The sequence below is a fragment of the Streptomyces sp. NPDC086519 genome (genome assembly GCF_040686075.1).
In the GTDB taxonomy this organism is placed as follows: domain Bacteria; phylum Actinomycetota; class Actinomycetes; order Streptomycetales; family Streptomycetaceae; genus Streptomyces; species Streptomyces shenzhenensis.
On sequence record NZ_JBFBJL010000025.1, the window covers coordinates 51923 to 67362 of the forward strand.

Annotated in this window: 14 protein-coding genes and 1 pseudogene; 5 read left to right on the forward strand and 10 right to left on the reverse strand. The window is 69.3% G+C overall.

From position 1 onward, the window contains the following. Nucleotides 1-56: 56 nt before the first annotated feature. The 6 genes from AB0P24_RS23885 to AB0P24_RS23910 all read right to left on the reverse strand — a co-directional run bounded on the left by AB0P24_RS23885 (nucleotide 57) and on the right by AB0P24_RS23910 (nucleotide 6906). Entirely contained in the window at nucleotides 57-1388 is a 1332-nt protein-coding gene (locus AB0P24_RS23885) for an acyl-CoA dehydrogenase family protein (protein ID WP_365797162.1), read from the reverse strand. Between the two features lie 254 nt (nucleotides 1389-1642). Beyond that, nucleotides 1643-2164 carry a nuclear transport factor 2 family protein gene (locus AB0P24_RS23890; RefSeq protein ID WP_365797164.1) on the reverse strand — a complete coding sequence of 174 codons (522 nt, stop codon included), beginning with the start codon at nucleotides 2162-2164 and terminating at the stop codon, nucleotides 1643-1645. Then, complete coding sequence (locus AB0P24_RS23895; RefSeq protein ID WP_365797166.1) at nucleotides 2161-3444, reverse strand: acyl-CoA dehydrogenase family protein; 1284 nt, start codon at nucleotides 3442-3444, stop codon at nucleotides 2161-2163. Before AB0P24_RS23895 ends, AB0P24_RS23890 begins: the two co-directional genes overlap by 4 nt. Nucleotides 3445-3627: 183 nt before the next feature. Further along, entirely contained in the window at nucleotides 3628-4926 is a 1299-nt protein-coding gene (locus AB0P24_RS23900) for an acyl-CoA dehydrogenase family protein (RefSeq protein ID WP_365797168.1), read from the reverse strand. Nucleotides 4927-4995: 69 nt separating this feature from the next. Beyond that, on the reverse strand, nucleotides 4996-5571 hold the full coding sequence (locus AB0P24_RS23905; RefSeq protein ID WP_365797170.1) for a flavin reductase family protein: 576 nt from the start codon (nucleotides 5569-5571) through the stop codon (nucleotides 4996-4998). Nucleotides 5572-5607: 36 nt separating this feature from the next. Then, the gene (locus AB0P24_RS23910) at nucleotides 5608-6906 is read right to left on the reverse strand and encodes an acyl-CoA dehydrogenase family protein (protein ID WP_365797172.1); all 1299 of its coding nucleotides are present in this window, start codon (nucleotides 6904-6906) and stop codon (nucleotides 5608-5610) included. Nucleotides 6907-7035: 129 nt separating this feature from the next. Between AB0P24_RS23910 and AB0P24_RS23915 the strand changes: the two genes are divergently transcribed. Both AB0P24_RS23915 and AB0P24_RS23920 read left to right on the forward strand, forming a co-directional pair. Further along, nucleotides 7036-7731, forward strand: coding sequence for a TetR/AcrR family transcriptional regulator (locus tag AB0P24_RS23915; RefSeq protein ID WP_365797174.1), 696 nt, complete (start codon nucleotides 7036-7038; stop codon nucleotides 7729-7731). A 367-nt stretch (nucleotides 7732-8098) separates the two neighbouring features. Continuing rightward, the gene (locus AB0P24_RS23920; protein WP_365797176.1) at nucleotides 8099-9406 is read left to right on the forward strand and encodes an MFS transporter; all 1308 of its coding nucleotides are present in this window, start codon (nucleotides 8099-8101) and stop codon (nucleotides 9404-9406) included. A 97-nt stretch (nucleotides 9407-9503) separates the two neighbouring features. Here the strand turns inward: AB0P24_RS23920 and AB0P24_RS23925 are convergent. The 4 genes and pseudogenes from AB0P24_RS23925 to AB0P24_RS23940 form a co-directional block, all read right to left on the reverse strand. Further along, a pseudogene (locus tag AB0P24_RS23925) lies at nucleotides 9504-9617 on the reverse strand (IS5/IS1182 family transposase); the annotation flags it as partial. Between the two features lie 49 nt (nucleotides 9618-9666). Beyond that, nucleotides 9667-9999, reverse strand: a complete 333-nt coding sequence (locus AB0P24_RS23930; protein WP_365797178.1) for a transposase — start codon at nucleotides 9997-9999, stop codon at nucleotides 9667-9669. A 41-nt stretch (nucleotides 10000-10040) separates the two neighbouring features. Further along, a complete protein-coding gene (locus tag AB0P24_RS23935; RefSeq protein WP_365797180.1) occupies nucleotides 10041-10655 on the reverse strand; it encodes an NAD(P)H-dependent oxidoreductase in 615 nt (204 codons plus the stop codon). A gap of 64 nt (nucleotides 10656-10719) precedes the next feature. Beyond that, nucleotides 10720-11601, reverse strand: coding sequence for a nuclear transport factor 2 family protein (locus AB0P24_RS23940; protein WP_365797182.1), 882 nt, complete (start codon nucleotides 11599-11601; stop codon nucleotides 10720-10722). 143 nt (nucleotides 11602-11744) lie between these two features. Between AB0P24_RS23940 and AB0P24_RS23945 the strand changes: the two genes are divergently transcribed. From AB0P24_RS23945 to AB0P24_RS23955, 3 genes are all read left to right on the forward strand, one after another. Next, complete coding sequence (locus AB0P24_RS23945) at nucleotides 11745-13208, forward strand: benzaldehyde dehydrogenase (RefSeq protein WP_365797184.1); 1464 nt, start codon at nucleotides 11745-11747, stop codon at nucleotides 13206-13208. Nucleotides 13209-13270: 62 nt separating this feature from the next. After that, complete coding sequence (locus tag AB0P24_RS23950) at nucleotides 13271-14824, forward strand: carotenoid oxygenase family protein (protein ID WP_365797186.1); 1554 nt, start codon at nucleotides 13271-13273, stop codon at nucleotides 14822-14824. Between the two features lie 36 nt (nucleotides 14825-14860). After that, on the forward strand, nucleotides 14861-15355 hold the full coding sequence (locus AB0P24_RS23955; RefSeq protein WP_365797188.1) for a VOC family protein: 495 nt from the start codon (nucleotides 14861-14863) through the stop codon (nucleotides 15353-15355). Nucleotides 15356-15440 lie beyond the last annotated feature (85 nt).

Sequence of the window (15440 nt, forward strand, 5' to 3'; positions counted from 1 at the left end):
GCGCTGCTGCCGGACCTTTGGGAGCACGGCTGCTCGGGCTCACCGGTGGAATCGGTTCACGCGGGGCGCGGCACCGGGCCCGGGAACTTGCCGTTGGCCGCCTGCGGGGGCATCTTCCCGGGAGGGGGCGAACCGAGGGCGGCTATCACCGGGAGCGGCTCCAGTCCGAAGATGTCCCGACCGTTGATCTCGGCCATCGGATCGATCCGGAACGCGCCGTGGGTCGCCAGCACATGCACGTCCCGCACGAACCGCTGAATCGGGTTGGACAGGCCGACGGTCGAGGAACCCAGTGCCAGCTGAAGCCCGTCGATCACCTGGAGGCACGCGTGGATCTGATGGACCAGGTCCATCGTGATCTCCGGTTCCTCCGACGGGTGGAAGTCCTCGCCCGCAAGCGCGCGCCGGTCGATCTCGTCGGCCTGTCGCTCGACGACCGCTGCGGCCGTGTTGATGACGGCCCTCGCCTTGCCTGCCACGACCTGCGTCGAGGCCATGTCGGCCATGGTCGGATACGGCAGGTTGAACGGCGGCCGCTTGGCGGCCTGCTCGACGAAGGCCTTGAGAGCGCCCTCGGCCATGCCCAGGGCGAGCGCCGCGAACGCCGTCGTCGTGGCGACCATGGTTCCGGTCGCGGAGTGCATGAATCCGAGTCCCTGGTACTTGCCACGCAGGGCGTCCATGCGCGCGGGCATGTCCATGGTGTGGATGACCCGGTACTCGGGGACGAACACCTCCTCGTCGGCCCGCACGCTGTTGCTCGACGTGGCGCTCAAGCCCATGACGTGCCAGTCGTCGACGATCGTGTACTGGTCCTGGGTGAGAAGCCCCATCGCACGACGCCGTTCCCCGGTGTCGGGATCGTCGTACTCGAACCCTACCGAGGCCCACTTCGCGATCTTGCAGCCGCTGCCGAACGCCCAGCGGCCCTTCACCATCCAGCCGCCTTCGACCTTGCGGCCGTCGCCGACCTTCGGCGCGAAGACGGTGGCACCGAACAGCAGCGGCCCCTGCCAGGTCTCGATGTCAGCGAAAACCTCCTCCTTCACGCGGTCGTTCAGTGCGAGCGCGCCCCGGGCGGCGCTGGAGACGATCACCGTCCAGCCGGCCGACGCGTCGACGCGTCCGAGCTCACGCACGACCTCCGCGGTGTCGCGTGCGCCGGATGCGAACCCGCCCAGCTCCACCGGGACGGTGATGCGGAACACCCCGACCTCGTGCAGTACCGAGACCGTCTCGGGTGCGAGGGCGCCCCGCAACTCCCCCTCGCGGGCACGTTCGGCAAGGCCGGGCGCCGCCGCGCGCACCGCGTCGCGCATGCGCCGTCCCTCCTCGCTGAGATAGGGCGACTCGGGGAACCTGCTCACTTTGGGCAACGTCATGGTCATCTCGTGCTCTTTTCTCGTCCTTGGGCATCGCCGACGCGTTCGTCACCGGGCGCGGGCGGCGGCGGACTGCGATGCGGGGTGGGGAGCGCCTCGGTTCTGCGGCGTCGGCCGCGGGTGCCGGGCGGGACCGAGAACGACCAGGTCGGCCTCGGACCCGCCGTGCGTCACCGGGCGGGTGTACGTCCGCTGCGCGACGGGGAAGTGGACGGCGCGGGTGCTGCGGCGACGGTCTGTGACCGGGCCGGGCTCGCTGCTCAGTTCCCCGGCATGGGCGCGGCCATCTTGCGGAAGGCGCTCCAGTGCTCGGCGAGCTTGCCGTCGCGCACGCGGAACACCGTCACGATGTACCAGTCGTAGGTCTTGCCGGGGTTCTCCGGGTCCGGCGTCGGCTGCTTCATCATGACGGTCGCCAGATCGCCGTCCAGGACCACGCTCACCACCGGCGGCGGAGTGGGAGTGCCGGGACCGGTCGGAACGTTGCGGAAGTGCTCGATGATGTTGTCCCGGCCGTTGCCGGGCGCGTTCGGGTCGTGCTGGACGTAGTCCTTGACGATGTAACGGTTCATCACGTCGACGACGTTCTCCTGCACCGTGTCGTCGCGCACGATGCGTGCGAGGTCCGCCTCGAAGTCGACCAGCAGACGCTTGACGGCGGTCCGCTCGGGTGTGTCGGCCTGGGCGACGGCGGCCTTGTAGTCCTCGCGGTCGAGCCAGGTCTGGTACAGCGCGGGATCGTTGATGTGCGCGATGCCGTCGATGATGCTGAAGTCGTTCATGCGCGGATGGGCTCCTTGTCTCGGGAGGGATCTGTGGAGGCACGGCGCTCGGGGACGGCGCCGCCGATCATGGCGAAGGGGGGCAGGCCCAGGAGCCGCCGCCCGTTCTGCTCCGCCAGCGGGTCGACGCGGATCGCGCCGTGCGAGGTGAGTACGCGGACGTCTCGGACGAACCGCTGGATCGGGTTCGAGAGGCTCACCGTGGACGAGCCGATCGTCTTCTGCAGCAGGTTGATCGCGTCCTCGCACACGTTCGCCGCGTACGCGATGGAGAGGCTGATCTCGGACTCCTCCGGCGGGGTGAAGTCGAGTCCCTGCGCCGTGCGTGCGTCGATCTGGTCGGCCGTGCCTTCGATGGTCGCGGCGGCGAGGTTGATCATCGCGAGCGCCTTGCCCGCCGCGACCTGCGCCGAGGCCATGTCGCCGATCGTGGGATAGGGAAGGGTGAAGGGCTTGCGCCTGGCCGCCTGTTCGGTGAAGCAGTCGAGCGCTCCCCGCGCCATCCCCAGGGCGATCGCGATGTTCGCGAGTGACGCGCAGAGCAGCAGCGCCATACCGCGCTGTGCGAAGCCGGCGCCCGTGTAGCGGTCGCGCACCTGCTGCAACCGTAGCGGGAAGTCGGCGAGGTCGATGAAGCGGTGAGCCGGGACGAACACCTCGTCCGGCACGCGAAGGCTGTTGCTGGCCGATCCCGACAGGCCCATGACGTTCCAGTCGTCGAGGATCTCGTACTGCTCCAGGCGGAGCGCGACCATGCCGCGTCCGCCGCCCCCGCCGGCTTCGGCAGGGTCGTACTCGATACCGACCAGCGCCCAGCTCGCGTGTTTGCAGCAGCTGCCGAACGCCCACTTGCCGTGGACCATCCAGCCGCCGTCGACGGGGCGGGCCGTGCCGACCTTGGTCGCGAACACGGAGGCGCCCACGATGGCCGGCCCGACCCAGTTCCCGGTCTCGGCGCGCACCTCGTCGACCACCTGTGCGTCCATCGCGAGCAGGTTCTTCAGACCCACGCCCACGAACCCGGCCCATCCGGCGGAGCCGTCGCCCTCGCTGAGCGCGCTGATCACCTCGACCAGGTCCCGTGCGCCGAGCCCGTACCCGCCCCATTCGACGGGCATGGACATGCGAAAGACACCGGCGTCGTTGATCGCTTCGAGCACCTCGGGGGTGAGCGCGGCGATCTTCTCTCCCTCCTGGGCCTGGGAGCGGATCAGCGGGATCAGCTCGCGCACCCGGTCACGGATCCGGCGGCCCTCGTCGGTGATCCACGGGGAGGCCACGGGTGAGGCGGGTACCGGTGGCACCGGTGGCAGTGAGGAGTCGTGTGACAGCGGCGGGGGTGTTGAAGTCATCGAGGCACCAGGATTTCCATCAATACGTACTGCACAGTTCAGTGCAGATTGTGGACATGAAGATGAACGGGTCGGGAAGGTGAAGCGCAAGGTCGCCCACCGGCGGCAGTCTCAACTCACCGGAGGCTGAGGGGCATTGACGCCACGCTGGGGCACTGCGGCGCCGACCATGGGGAAGGGCTTGAGCCCGAGGAGGCGTCGGCCGTTCTGCTCGGCGAGCGGGTCGACGCGGATCGCGCCGTGCGAGGTGACCACGCGTGCGTCGCGGACGAAGCGCTGGATCGGGTTGGACAGCGAGATGGTCGAGGAACCGAGCGTCTTCTGGAGCAGGTTGACGGCGTCCTCGCACAGGTTCGCCGCGTACGCGAGCGCGAGGCTGATCTCCGACTCCTCGTCGTCGGTGAACTCGAGACCGGCCTCGGTACGCGCGTCCACCTGGTCCGCGAAGCGTTCGATCGTCGACCCGGCGAGAACGGTCATCGCCTGCGCACGCCCGGCGGCCACCTGGGCCGAGGCCATGTCGGCGACGCTCGGGTAGGGCAGGGTGAACGGCTTACGCTTGATCGCCTGCTCGGCGAAGCACGACAGCGCACCGCGGGCCATGCCCAGCGTGATCGCGGTGCTGCTGAGCGCCACGGTCATCAACAGCGCCCGGCCGCTCTGCTTGAAGGCGGCGCCGGTGTAGTGGTGCCGGATCTGGTCGAGCCGCGGCGGGAACTCGGCGAGGTCGAGGAAGCGGTAGTCGGGCACGAAGATCTCCTCGGTGACCCGCAGGCTGTTGCTGGATGTTCCGGAGAGGCCCATCACGTGCCAGTCGTCGAGGATCTCGAACTGCTCGCGCTCCAGCACCACCACGCCGCGTCCGGTGCCGCCGGCCTCCGCCGGGTCGAAGGCGACCCCGACCATCGCCCAGCGGGCGTGCTTGCAGCCGCTGCCGAACGCCCACCGGCCGCTGACCATCCAGCCGCCGTCGACCTTGCGGGCGTCCCCGACCGTGGTCGCGAACACGGAGGCGCCCACGAGAGCCGGGCCCACCCAGCCCTCGACGTCCTTGCGGATCTCCTCGATCAGCTCCGGCTGGAGCCCGAGGAAGTTGCGCAGCCCGACACCGACGAAGGCGCTCCAGGCCGCCGAGCCGTCACCCTCCCCCAGGGCTGCGACCACCTCGACCAGGTCCCGCGCGCCCAGAGCGGTGCCGCCCCACTCGACCGGCATCGTCATCCGGTAGACGCCGGCTCCGTCGAGCGCCTTGAGCACGTCGGGAGTCAACGCCCCGATCCGCTCCCCTTCGCGCGCCTGCTCCCGGATCAGCGGCCTGAGCTCGCGGATTCGATCGCGCAGCTCACGTCCGGCATCCGTCAGCCAAGGGGATTCCACGGCCCCGAACTCCGGGGCGATGTGCTTGAACATCGGCCCTCCTCACTGAGGTTGAGCAACAACAAACTGATCTGTATGGGGACGAGCTGGTGACAGCCCCGCTCAGGCGGGGACGGGCGACCTGTCGCCGTCGTCGAGTCGCCGGAAGCGGCTTCCGTGGAAGACCAGCGGCTCGGCCGACGGCAGCGTCCACAGGCGGTCTATCTCCAGCAGGGCGATGATGTGGTCGCCCGCCGGGAGTTCGGCGCGGAGCATGCAGGTGTACCAGGTGACCGCGCCGGGAAGGACCACCGCTCCTTCTCCGGTCGTCTCCCAGTGCACATCCGCGAACCGGTTCTCCTCCGCGCCCGCGAGCGCGCGGCACGCCTCTCCCTGCTGCTCGCCCAGGACACTCAGGCCCAGCCGTGGCAGCTGTTTGAGCTTCGGCCAGGTGCGGGACGAGGTCTGCATGCACACCGAGACGAGGGGCGGAGCCAGCGATACGGAGGTGAAGGAACTCACCGCCATTCCGACGGGGCGGTCGTCCACCATTCCGCACACCGCGATCACTCCGCTCGGGAAACGGCCGAACGCTTCCCGCAGAGCCTGCGCGTCCATCGGTGCCACCGGTGTGGGCTGCGGCACGAGGCCGGAGCCGGGATTCATGAGCCCCTGGGGCCCGTGATCGTCGATCGACATGGTCCTCACCTTCTTTCTTGCTGCGTGGCGGCCGGCTCAGCCCACCTGGGGCACGCCGCCGGCGAACATGGGAAACGGCTCGAACCCGAGGAGCTGGCGGCCGCTGAGTTCGGCCAGCGGGTCGAAGCGGATCGCGCCGTGGGTGGCCAGCACGCGTACGTCCCGCGCGAAGCGCTGGATCGGGTTCTTGAGGCTCACCGTGGAGGAACCGAGGCTGAGTTGGAGTTTGTCGATAGCGTCCGCGCACAGCCGCACCGCGTAGACGAGGTCCATCGTGATCTCGGACTCCTCGGCGCCCGTGAACCCGATCCCGGCCAGGGCGCGGCGGTCCACCTCGTCGGCGTGACCGAAGACGGTCGCCTCCGCGGCGTTGATCATCGCGCGGGCCGTACCGGCGGCCACCTGCGTCGACGGCATGTCCGCCACGGTGGGGTAGGGCAGGTTGAACGGCTTGCGGACCGTCGCCTGCTCCACGAAGCAGTCCAGGGTGCCGCGGGCCATGCCGAGTGCGACGGCCACGTTGCTGAGACAGGTGATCAGCATGAGCGCGCGCGTGTCGTTGCGGAAGCCGATGCCGGCGTAGCGGTTTCGCACGCTGTCCATGACCGCGGGGAAGTCGGCCAGGTCGACGAAGCGGTGGTCGGGGACGAACGCCTCCCCTTCGGCGGTGATGCTGTTGCTGGAGGTGGCCTTCAGGCCCATGACCTTCCAGTCGTCCAGGATCGTGTACTGCTCGCGGCTCAGCAGTGCCATCCCCCGGCCCGGCCGCCCTGCCGAGTCCTCGTAGGTCACTCCTACGGCCGCCCAGGCCGCGTGCTTGCAGCCGCTGCCGAACGCCCACTTGCCGGAGACCAGCCACCCGCCGTCGGCCCGGCGGGCCGATCCCACGCTGGTGGAGAACACCGAGGCACCGACGACCAGCGGACCGATCCAGGTGTCGATCTCCTTGAAGACCTCGTCGACGGTCTGCTGGGGGAAGCCGAGGACATTGCGGATGCCGCCGGCCACGAAGACCGTCCAGGCGGCGGATCCGTCGCCTTCGCCGAGCGCCGTGATGACCTCCACGGTGTCTCGCGCCCCGAGAGCATAGCCACCCAGCTCGACGGGCAGCGCGGTCTTGAAGACACCCGCTTCGTGGATCGCCCTCAGCGTCTCAGGCGGCAGGGCGCCGAGTTCTTCTCCGTCCCGTGCTTCCTCACGCAGCAGGGGGACGAGGGCGCGTGCCTCATCCCGGATCTGCCGGCCGCGGTCGCTGAGGTGCGGCGAGGGGCGCCGTTCGACCGCGGTGACGACCGGCTCGGCTTCGGACGGGGTCGGCGGGGGTGGCTTGCTCATCAGGCTCCTTCACGACTAACTGTACTGCACTGTTCAGTCCAGTTGAACCGTACGGTAGGGTTCACTGAATGGTCAAGAGATGAGATGTGCACCGGCTCCCACCAGGGCCGGGATTCGGCGAGGAGTGAGATGGCTGAACGGGAGCGTCCCCAGCGCGCGGGCGCGAGGGGACGGCAGAGCAAGCGGGAGTCCATTCTCGACGCGGCCGTCGAGCTGTTCCTCGAACTCGGCTTCGACCAAACCTCGATGGATGCCGTGGCGGCGCAGGCCGGCGTCTCGAAGACGACTGTCTACGCCCACTTCGGCGACAAGCTGGAGCTGTTCCGCGCGGTGATCGCCCGCGGAGGGTCCTCCCTTGACTTCGATCTGGACCAGACGATGCTTGCCTCCGTCGACGACCCCCAGGAGAGGCTGGCGCGCATCGCCCTGAAGGTCCTCCTGGCCACGACCGCCCCCAACTATCTGGCCTTCATTCGAGTCCTGACGGTCGAGGCGGCCCGGCGCCCCGAGCTGACCGAGACGCTTCGGTCCCTCGGCGTACCCCATGTCGTCGATCTGGTTGCCGTGGCGCTGCGCGAAGATGCGCGGCAGCGCGGCTATGTCCTTTCCGACGCGGAGGCCTACGCCGGACTGTTCGTGCGCATGACGGCGGCAGGACCCCAGATGGACGCGCTGCTGGATCTGGAGGCCCACCGCGACCCGGCCCACCTGGAGGCGTACGCCAGATGGGCGACGGCCATCTTCCTGCGGGGCCTGAGCGCCGACGACCGGCCGGATGTGCCCGACTCCGCGATCATCCAGGTCTTCCCCTGGCTGTCGCCCTGACAGGTGCCGAGCGCGGAAGGCGGGACCTTCCGCGCCACGGCCTTCCCGAGCACTCCCGCGGGAGGCCCGAACACCGCACGCTCCGGCCTCTCCCTGGCCCCCATGGGGGCGGCGACGGCAATTCGTTTCACGCAGGCCTCTTGACCGATTGAATGCACTGGACCGTACAGTTCATCGATCGGAGTGTCGCTCGGCGCTCGACGCCCTCAGCGAGCCACTGGCAGCACGAGACCGCCCCGCCCGCTCAGCCGGCGGCCGCCATCTCCTTGCGTGAGGAAGGACGACGATGTCCGCGCCCCAATCCCCCCTGGAAGTCGCTCCACCCGGCCGGCCGGGTGTCCCTGTCCCCGCCTCCCTGCGGGAGTCCTTGTCCGCATTGCGCGGCTATCCCACACCGGCGTGGAAAGCAGCCATCGCCTGTGTGCTCGCCATGGTCCTGAGTCCCCCGGCTCTCGTCACCACCGTCACGTTCCTCATCGACCCGGTCGCCAAGGACTTCGGCTGGTCCCACTCGGAAACGCTGAGCATCTTCAACATTCCCACCGTGGCCGCCCCCTTCGTGCTGCCCCTGGCCGGCCGTCTCGTCGACCGCTGGGGAGCCCGGGCGGTCGCCGTTCCGGGCACCGCCCTCTATGCGCTCGCGACGGCCGCGGTGGCGCTCGTCGGCGCGAACGGCCTCGTACTGACGGCGATCCTGCTGGTGAGCACGGCGCTGGGATACACCTCCATTCTCGGCGTGGTCTACAAGGTCGTTTCGGAGTGGTTCCCCCACCACCGCGGGCTGGGCTACTCCATGCTCATCGGCGCGACCTCCAGCCTTGCCGGTGCCGCCCTCGCACCCCTGAGCCAGCTGTCCATCGACCACTTCGGCTGGCGGACGACCTACCTGCTGATCGGCGGATGCATCCTGCTGATCGTCTTCCCCGCCCAGTATTTCCTGATGTACGAGCCCGCCTCGGCACCGCTCACCCATGAGAAGGCCGTCCTGCCTGAGGCAAAGGGCCGCCCGGCGCACACGGACCTGCCCGGCCTCCCGCTGAGCCGGGCGCTCAGGACCCGGGCCTGGTGGTACATGGTGCTGGTGCTGACCGTGGCGGCAGCTGTGGCGATGAGTGTGCGTCTGAACGCCGTGTCGCTCTTCGGCGAGCGCGGCTATTCCGCGACCGAGGTGTCACTGTCGGTGTCGGTCATGCTGGTGACCTCCGTCGCCGGGCAGATCCTCGCGGGCATGGTTCTCGACCGGTCGCGCACACCTCGCGCCTTCGTGCCGTTCATGGTGTGCCTGGTGCTGGGCACGGTCACGGTCTTCGCCGCCACGGGAGGTATGTGGGCCCTGTTCCTCACCATGGCCCTGCTCGGTGTCGTGACCGGAGCGGAGTCCACCACCGGACCGTACTTCGTGGGGTGCTACTTCGGTATGCGGGCCTTCGCCCAGATCCAGGGCATCACCCTGGGCATCGTCAGCCTCGTCGGCATCGGACTCTTCCCGGTGCTCGCGCAGGGAGCCGCGGAGAGCACCGGCGGATACACCGCGACGCTCGTCGCGCTCACCGCCGCAGGCCTGATCGTCCTCGCCCTGTCGCTCTTCCTGCCGCGCTATCCGAGCCCCGCCGTAAGTCCGAACGCCGGCAAGCCGGAAGCCGGCCGCGTAGCGGACCGCACAGCCAACCTGTAACGGCGGCTGCCGCAAAAGATCCCGGGAGGGCACGCGCCGCGCGTGCCCTCCCGGGCGTTGTCGGGTCCCGGCCGGCGCCAGGAGTTGTCTGCGAATGTCACGCCCGTATCAGGAGCGATGCGAGGGTGACGGCTGCCTGGTACGACTCGGCCGTCTTGCCGTAGCGGGTAGCAATACCGCGCCACTGCTTCAGGCGGTTGAAGCACCGTTCACCACGTTACGACACTTGCAGATCTCGCAGGCGAGGTGGATTCTGCTGGTCAGGCCGCCTCGGAGCGTCCGAGGCCGGGACTGCGGCCGACCGGCACCAGCCACGCGACGTCCCCGGCCTCGTCTTCGTGCGCCCGGGCGGCCCGGAGCATGCGCTCGAAGGTGCCGTCCAGCGCCCACCGGCGAAAGCGGGTGTGCAGCGCGGCCCACGTGCCGTACCGGTCCGGCACGTCCCGCCAGGCCGTCCCGGTACGGACCTTCCACACGATCCCGACGAGCACCTTGCGGTCGTCCAGCCGCTTCCGGCCCCGCAGGGACACCGGCCGCAGCGGTCCGACGAACTCCCGCTCGGCATCGGACAGTTCATGGCGGCGACGTATCACCCGAGCATGATCCACCACTCAAGATCTTTTGAAGACACGGCCTAGCCCCGCGACACGGGTGCCCCCGGCAGCGGCAGCGCGGGCGGCGCCGGCGGGTTCAGGCGCAGGGGCTGCAGGGCCTCGGTCCAGCGCAGCAGTTCGTCGAGCATCATCGTGGAGGCGGCCTCCAGCGGCTCGTCGGCGCGGAAACCGCCCTCCCCCATGAACTTGAAGACGAACGGGATGGCCACGGTCTCGGGAATCGGCATCATCTTGAGAGCCGTCGCGACCTCCTTGAACACCTGCACGGAACGCAGGCCGGCCGCGACGCCGCCGTAGCTGACGAATCCGACGGGCTTGTAGAGCCACTCCCGGTACAGGTAGGAAACGGCGTTGAGCAGCGCGGCAGGAGGACCGGAGTTGTATTCGGGCGTGACGAAGACGAAGGCGTCGGCCTCGTCCACCTTGGTGCTCCACCTGAGCGTGTGCTCGTGGGTGTACTGACCGGCCCGCGGATGACCGGGTTCGTCGAGGAGCGGGAGGTCGAACTCGGCGAGGTCGACCAGTTCGACATCGAAGCCGCCGTGCTCCTTCGCGGCCCGGGCCGCCCACTGGCCGATGGGCAGTCCCAGTCGGCCGGGACGGGTGCTTCCGATGACAACGTGCAATTTCGGCATGGGTGAGCCTTTCTGGGTACGCGGGTGATTCGAGTGCGGATCGGCCGAAGGAGTGGACGACCGATCAGGTCCCGGCGGCGGGCGGAGGGCCGGGGGGCTTGGGCGGGGCGGACTTGTCGATGCCGCTCCAGTGCTCGACGAGCCGTTGCCCGCGCACGCGGTAGGCGTCGTACATGTAGTACGGGTAGAGCGCGCCGTTTCCGCCGGGTTCGGCCTGAGGGAGCAGTCCGGCGACAACGACGATGTCGCCCTCGGCGACGATCAGCGCCGGCGGGATGAGGGGCTCGGCGGGCGTGGGAACGGGACCGTCCGGGAATCGGCTGCGCACGAACTCCTCCAGCCCCGCCCTGCCGGGCGGGTAGTGGGAGACGTGCTGGAGGTAGTCCTCGGCGACGAAGTCCTTGACCGCATCCGGGTTCCGCGCATCGAAGACGCAGCGGTAGAAGTCCACCACCAGGCGCTTGTTCGCCTCGATGTCGATCGAAGGGGATGACGACACGGTGGTCGCTCGTGTCGGCGTACCCGATGCGGGAGGCAGCGGTGGGGCGATCTTGTTGAGCGACGGCCACCGCTCGGCGATACGTCCGTCTCGGACCCGGTAGGTGGTGAACGCGTAGTAGTCGAAGGTGGAGCCGGGGGTGTCCGGGTCCGGTTGCGGCATGTAGTGGCAGACACAGACCAGGTCGTTCTCCCCGATGACGAACACCGGGTCCCGCAGCCCGGGGGCATCGGCCGTGCCCTGGTCCGCCGCCGGTTTCGCGAACTCGCGGCGCAGGAGATCGGCGAACGCCTGCGCGCCGTCCGGGGCGTCTGCACCGTGCTGGACCAGGTCCGGGGCGACGTAGTCGGCGACCGCGTCGGCGTTTCTCGCGCCGAAGACGTCGGCCAGGAACCGGCCGACCACAAGTTTGCTGGGGCGTGGCTGCTGCTCGAGTGATGTAGCCATGCGGCTAACTAAACTGTACCGTACAGTGCACGTCAACATGACCCTTGACATCTCCCCGAGCAAAAGGGGAGTGTCCTGGTCAGCGAAACGCCTGTTCGGAATAGCAGGACACTAATACCTCGTCCTGCAGAGAAGGGGACATCATGACTTTCCTGGATGCCGGCGACTGGCAGGAGCGGATCTTCTCGGGAGGGTGGATCAAGGCGGCTGGGGAGACGTACGACTCCACCGAGCCGGCCACCGGCAAGACGCTGGGCCGCGTCGGCTCCGCCACGCCCGCCGACCTGGAGCGGGCCGTGGAGCGTGCGGTGCAGGCTCAGCGCGACTGGGCGGCGCGGCCGTACGTCGAGCGGGCCCAGGTGCTGCGGCGGGCGGCGCGCCTGTTCGAGGAGCACCATGCCGAGATCGCGGAATGGATCGTGCGGGAGTCAGGTGCCGTGCGCCCGTTCGCCGACTTCCAGACCTCGAACGGGGCTGCCGAGGAATGCTACGAGGCCGCGGCGCTGGCGGCGGCTCCGTACGGAGAGGTCCTTCGGTCCATCGAGGACCGGCTGTCGTTCGCGCGGCGGCGCCCGGTGGGCGTGGTCGGGGTGATCTCCCCGTTCAACGCGCCGATGGTGCTGGCCATGCGCGCCGTCGCCCCCGCCCTGGCGCTGGGCAACGCCGTCGTACTCAAGCCGGACCCGCGCACCGCCATGTGCGGCGGCGTCACCATCGCCCGCGTCTTCGAGGAAGCGGGCCTGCCCGCGGGCGTGCTGCACATGCTTCCCGGCGGCGCCGATGTCGGCGCCGCGCTGGTGGACGACCCGCGCGTGCCCGTCATCGCCTTCACCGGCTCCACCCGCGCCGGAAAGGCGATCGCCACCGCGGCGGCGCAGCGGTTGAAGCGCGTCCACCTGGAGCTCGGCGGCAACTCGGCGCTGATCGTCCTCGACGACGCGGACCTGGAGAAGGCCGTCTCTGCCGGCGCATTCGGCTCGTTCCACCACGCCGGACAGGTGTGCATGGCCTCCAGCCGCCACCTGGTGCACGCCTCGGTCGCCGAGGAGTACGCCGAGCTGCTGGCCCAGCACGCGAACGCCGCCCCGGTCGGCGACCCGGCCACCGGGCAGGTCGCGCTGGGCCCGATGATCGACGAACGGCAGCTGCGGGCCGCCCACGCCATCGTCACCGACAGCGTGGCGGCGGGCGCGCGTCTGGCCGCCGGCGGCACCTACGAGGGCCTGTTCTACCGGCCCACGGTGCTGGCCGACGTTCCGCTCGACGCCCGCGCCTACACGGAGGAGATCTTCGGTCCGGTCGCCCCGGTCGTGCCCTTCCACGACCTCGACGAGGCCGTCCGGCTGGCCACCGACACCGAGTACGGACTGTCGCTGGGCATCCTGACCCGGGACGTGGCCAAGGGCCTGGCACTGGCCGACCGCATCCCCACCGGACTGGTCCACATCAACGACCAGACCGTGAACGACGAGGCGACCATCCCGTTCGGCGGCGTCGGCGAGTCCGGCAACGGCTCCCGTCACGGAGGGAGCCTCGCCAACCTCGAGGCCTTCACCGAACAGCAGTGGGTCACCGTCCGCGGCGAGATCCCCGACTACCCCTTCTGACCCCGCTCCGCTCCCCCGTCCCGGCCTCTCACCCCCGTCTCACCCGCACTTGGAGTATCCAGATGACACCTTCTTCCGGGCAAGGCCCGTACCTGCCCGATCCCATGACGATCGCGCCGCGGGCCACCGCTCACCCGCCGACCCCACGGCTCGCACAGGACGCCGCCGGCTGGGCACCCGGCAACAAGTTCCTGGAAGGCCCGTTCACTCCCTGGACGGAGGAGGACAGCGCATACGACCTGGAGGTGGACGGGCAGATCCCGGGCGACCTCGCCGGGGCACTGTTCCGTATCTCCTCCAACCCCCGCTTCGCACCGCGCGACCCCGACCGCTACCACTGGTGGGAGGGCGACGGCATGGTCTGCGGGATCTACCTGCGCGACGGGCGCGCCGCCTACCGCACCCGCTGGGTGATGACCGACTCCATGAAGTTCGAGGTCGAGCAGGGCGAGGCGGTCTACAGCGGCTTCGCCAACGGCGGCAGCGCGACGCCGCTCCCGCACGGCGCGCCACCCGCGAAGAACGTCGCCAACACCAACGTGGGCATCTTCGACGACCACCTGCTGGTCTACTTCGAGGGCGGCCTGCCGTACTCGATGCACCCCGAAACGCTGGAGACGTACGGCACTTACGACTTCCACGGTGGCATCGACATCCTGTGCACCGCACACTACAAGATCGACCCCGACACCGGCGACATGCTCTTCTTCGCCGCCACCGGGCCGACCATCACCTGGTACCGGGCCGACGTGAAGAGCGGGCACGTCGTCGACAGCCACAGCTTCGACATCAAGGTGCCGGTGCTGATGCACGACTTCGCCGTCAGCGACAACTACGCGATCTTCTTCGTCACCCCGGCGCAGTTCCGCCTCGACCACATCATGCGGGGTGAGCCAGGCGTGGTCTGGGACGAGGCATCGCTGCCGCACGGCGTGCAGATCGTGCTCATGAACCGGCACACACACGCCGTCACTTGGCACGAGGTGGGCGGCCACTGGGCCAACACCCACTTCTACAACGCCTACGAGGAGGACGGCCAGGTCGTCATCGACGGGCATCGCATCACCCGCCTGGGCACTCCGGCTGACCGGCTGGAGACTCCGGTGACCTCCCACTCCTGGTTCCCGCCGTCGCTGCCCCACCGCTGGCGCGTGGACCTGGCGACCGGCCGGGCGACGGAGGAGATGGTCGGCGGCGTCGCCGGAGAGTTCCCGAGGATCAACGACGCCTACACCGGCCGGCCGCACCGCTACGGATATTTCGTCACCACCCGGTACCTGGCCGACGACACCATCAGCGACGGTCTCGCCAAGCACGACCACCTGCGCGACTCCACCACGGTCGTCGAGGGACCGGACCACCTCACCAACCCCGGCGAGCCGGTCTTCGTCGCCCGGGAGAACGCCGTCGCCGAGGACGACGGCTACCTGCTCACCCTGTGGTGGAACCGCGAGACCGGCCTGAGCGAACTCCTCATCCACGATGCCGCCGACCTGCGACGCACCCCTCTGGCCCGGGTGAAGCTGCCCAGCCGCGTGCCCTTCGGCTTCCACGGCAACTGGGCCGACCAGACCACGTTCGACCAAGCCCTGGCCGCCCGCGGCGACGCGAACTGACGCGCCTGCCGCACTACGCTTCGAAAGGAGAAGTCCATGGCTATCACCGGCCTGGGACACACCGGCTTCTGGGTGGACGACCTGGAGACGATGCGTGACTTCTACACCCGGGTCATGGGACTGACCGTGACCGACGAGGACGAGGAGCGGGGCATCGTGTTCTTCTCCTCGCGTCCCGCGGAGGAGCACCACGAGTTCGTGCTCCAGCGCGGCCGAACCGCTCCTCCCGGTGCCAAGCTGACCCACCAGGTGTCGTGGAGGGTCGACTCGCTGGAGACGATCATCGAGTTCCACCACCGGTTCCGCGCCGAGGGCATCAAGGTCCAGCAGGAAGTCACCCACGGCAACGCCATCGGGATCTACTTCTTCGATCCCGAGGGTAACCGCAACGAGGTCTACCTCCGGGTCGAGCGGGACGTGCGCCAGCCCTTCCGCAAGTCGCTCGACCTCGACCTGCCCCCGGAGGAGATCTTCGCCGAGGCCGAGCGACTGCTGACCGAGGGCGGCCCCGCCTACCAGCCGGTCCAGTAACGACGGCGCCCGCGTTCCGTTCGTCGGGCGGAACGCGGACACCGGTCGCCCAGAACGCCCAACGCGTGGCGCTGCGGCTCGAACG

Excerpts from the sequence above, each read along its gene's own strand:
- AB0P24_RS23885 (WP_365797162.1), bottom strand. The coding sequence starts at position 1,388 with ATGACCATGACGTTGCCCAAAGTGAGCAGGTTCCCCGAGTCGCCCTAT.
- AB0P24_RS23890 (WP_365797164.1), bottom strand. The coding sequence starts at position 2,164 with ATGAACGACTTCAGCATCATCGACGGCATCGCGCACATCAACGATCCC.
- AB0P24_RS23900 (WP_365797168.1), bottom strand. The coding sequence starts at position 4,926 with ATGTTCAAGCACATCGCCCCGGAGTTCGGGGCCGTGGAATCCCCTTGG.
- AB0P24_RS23905 (WP_365797170.1), bottom strand. The coding sequence starts at position 5,571 with ATGTCGATCGACGATCACGGGCCCCAGGGGCTCATGAATCCCGGCTCC.
- AB0P24_RS23910 (WP_365797172.1), bottom strand. The coding sequence starts at position 6,906 with ATGAGCAAGCCACCCCCGCCGACCCCGTCCGAAGCCGAGCCGGTCGTC.
- AB0P24_RS23915 (WP_365797174.1), top strand. The coding sequence starts at position 7,036 with ATGGCTGAACGGGAGCGTCCCCAGCGCGCGGGCGCGAGGGGACGGCAG.
- AB0P24_RS23935 (WP_365797180.1), bottom strand. The coding sequence starts at position 10,655 with ATGCCGAAATTGCACGTTGTCATCGGAAGCACCCGTCCCGGCCGACTG.
- AB0P24_RS23940 (WP_365797182.1), bottom strand. The coding sequence starts at position 11,601 with ATGGCTACATCACTCGAGCAGCAGCCACGCCCCAGCAAACTTGTGGTC.
- AB0P24_RS23945 (WP_365797184.1), top strand. The coding sequence starts at position 11,745 with ATGACTTTCCTGGATGCCGGCGACTGGCAGGAGCGGATCTTCTCGGGA.
- AB0P24_RS23950 (WP_365797186.1), top strand. The coding sequence starts at position 13,271 with ATGACACCTTCTTCCGGGCAAGGCCCGTACCTGCCCGATCCCATGACG.
- AB0P24_RS23955 (WP_365797188.1), top strand. The coding sequence starts at position 14,861 with ATGGCTATCACCGGCCTGGGACACACCGGCTTCTGGGTGGACGACCTG.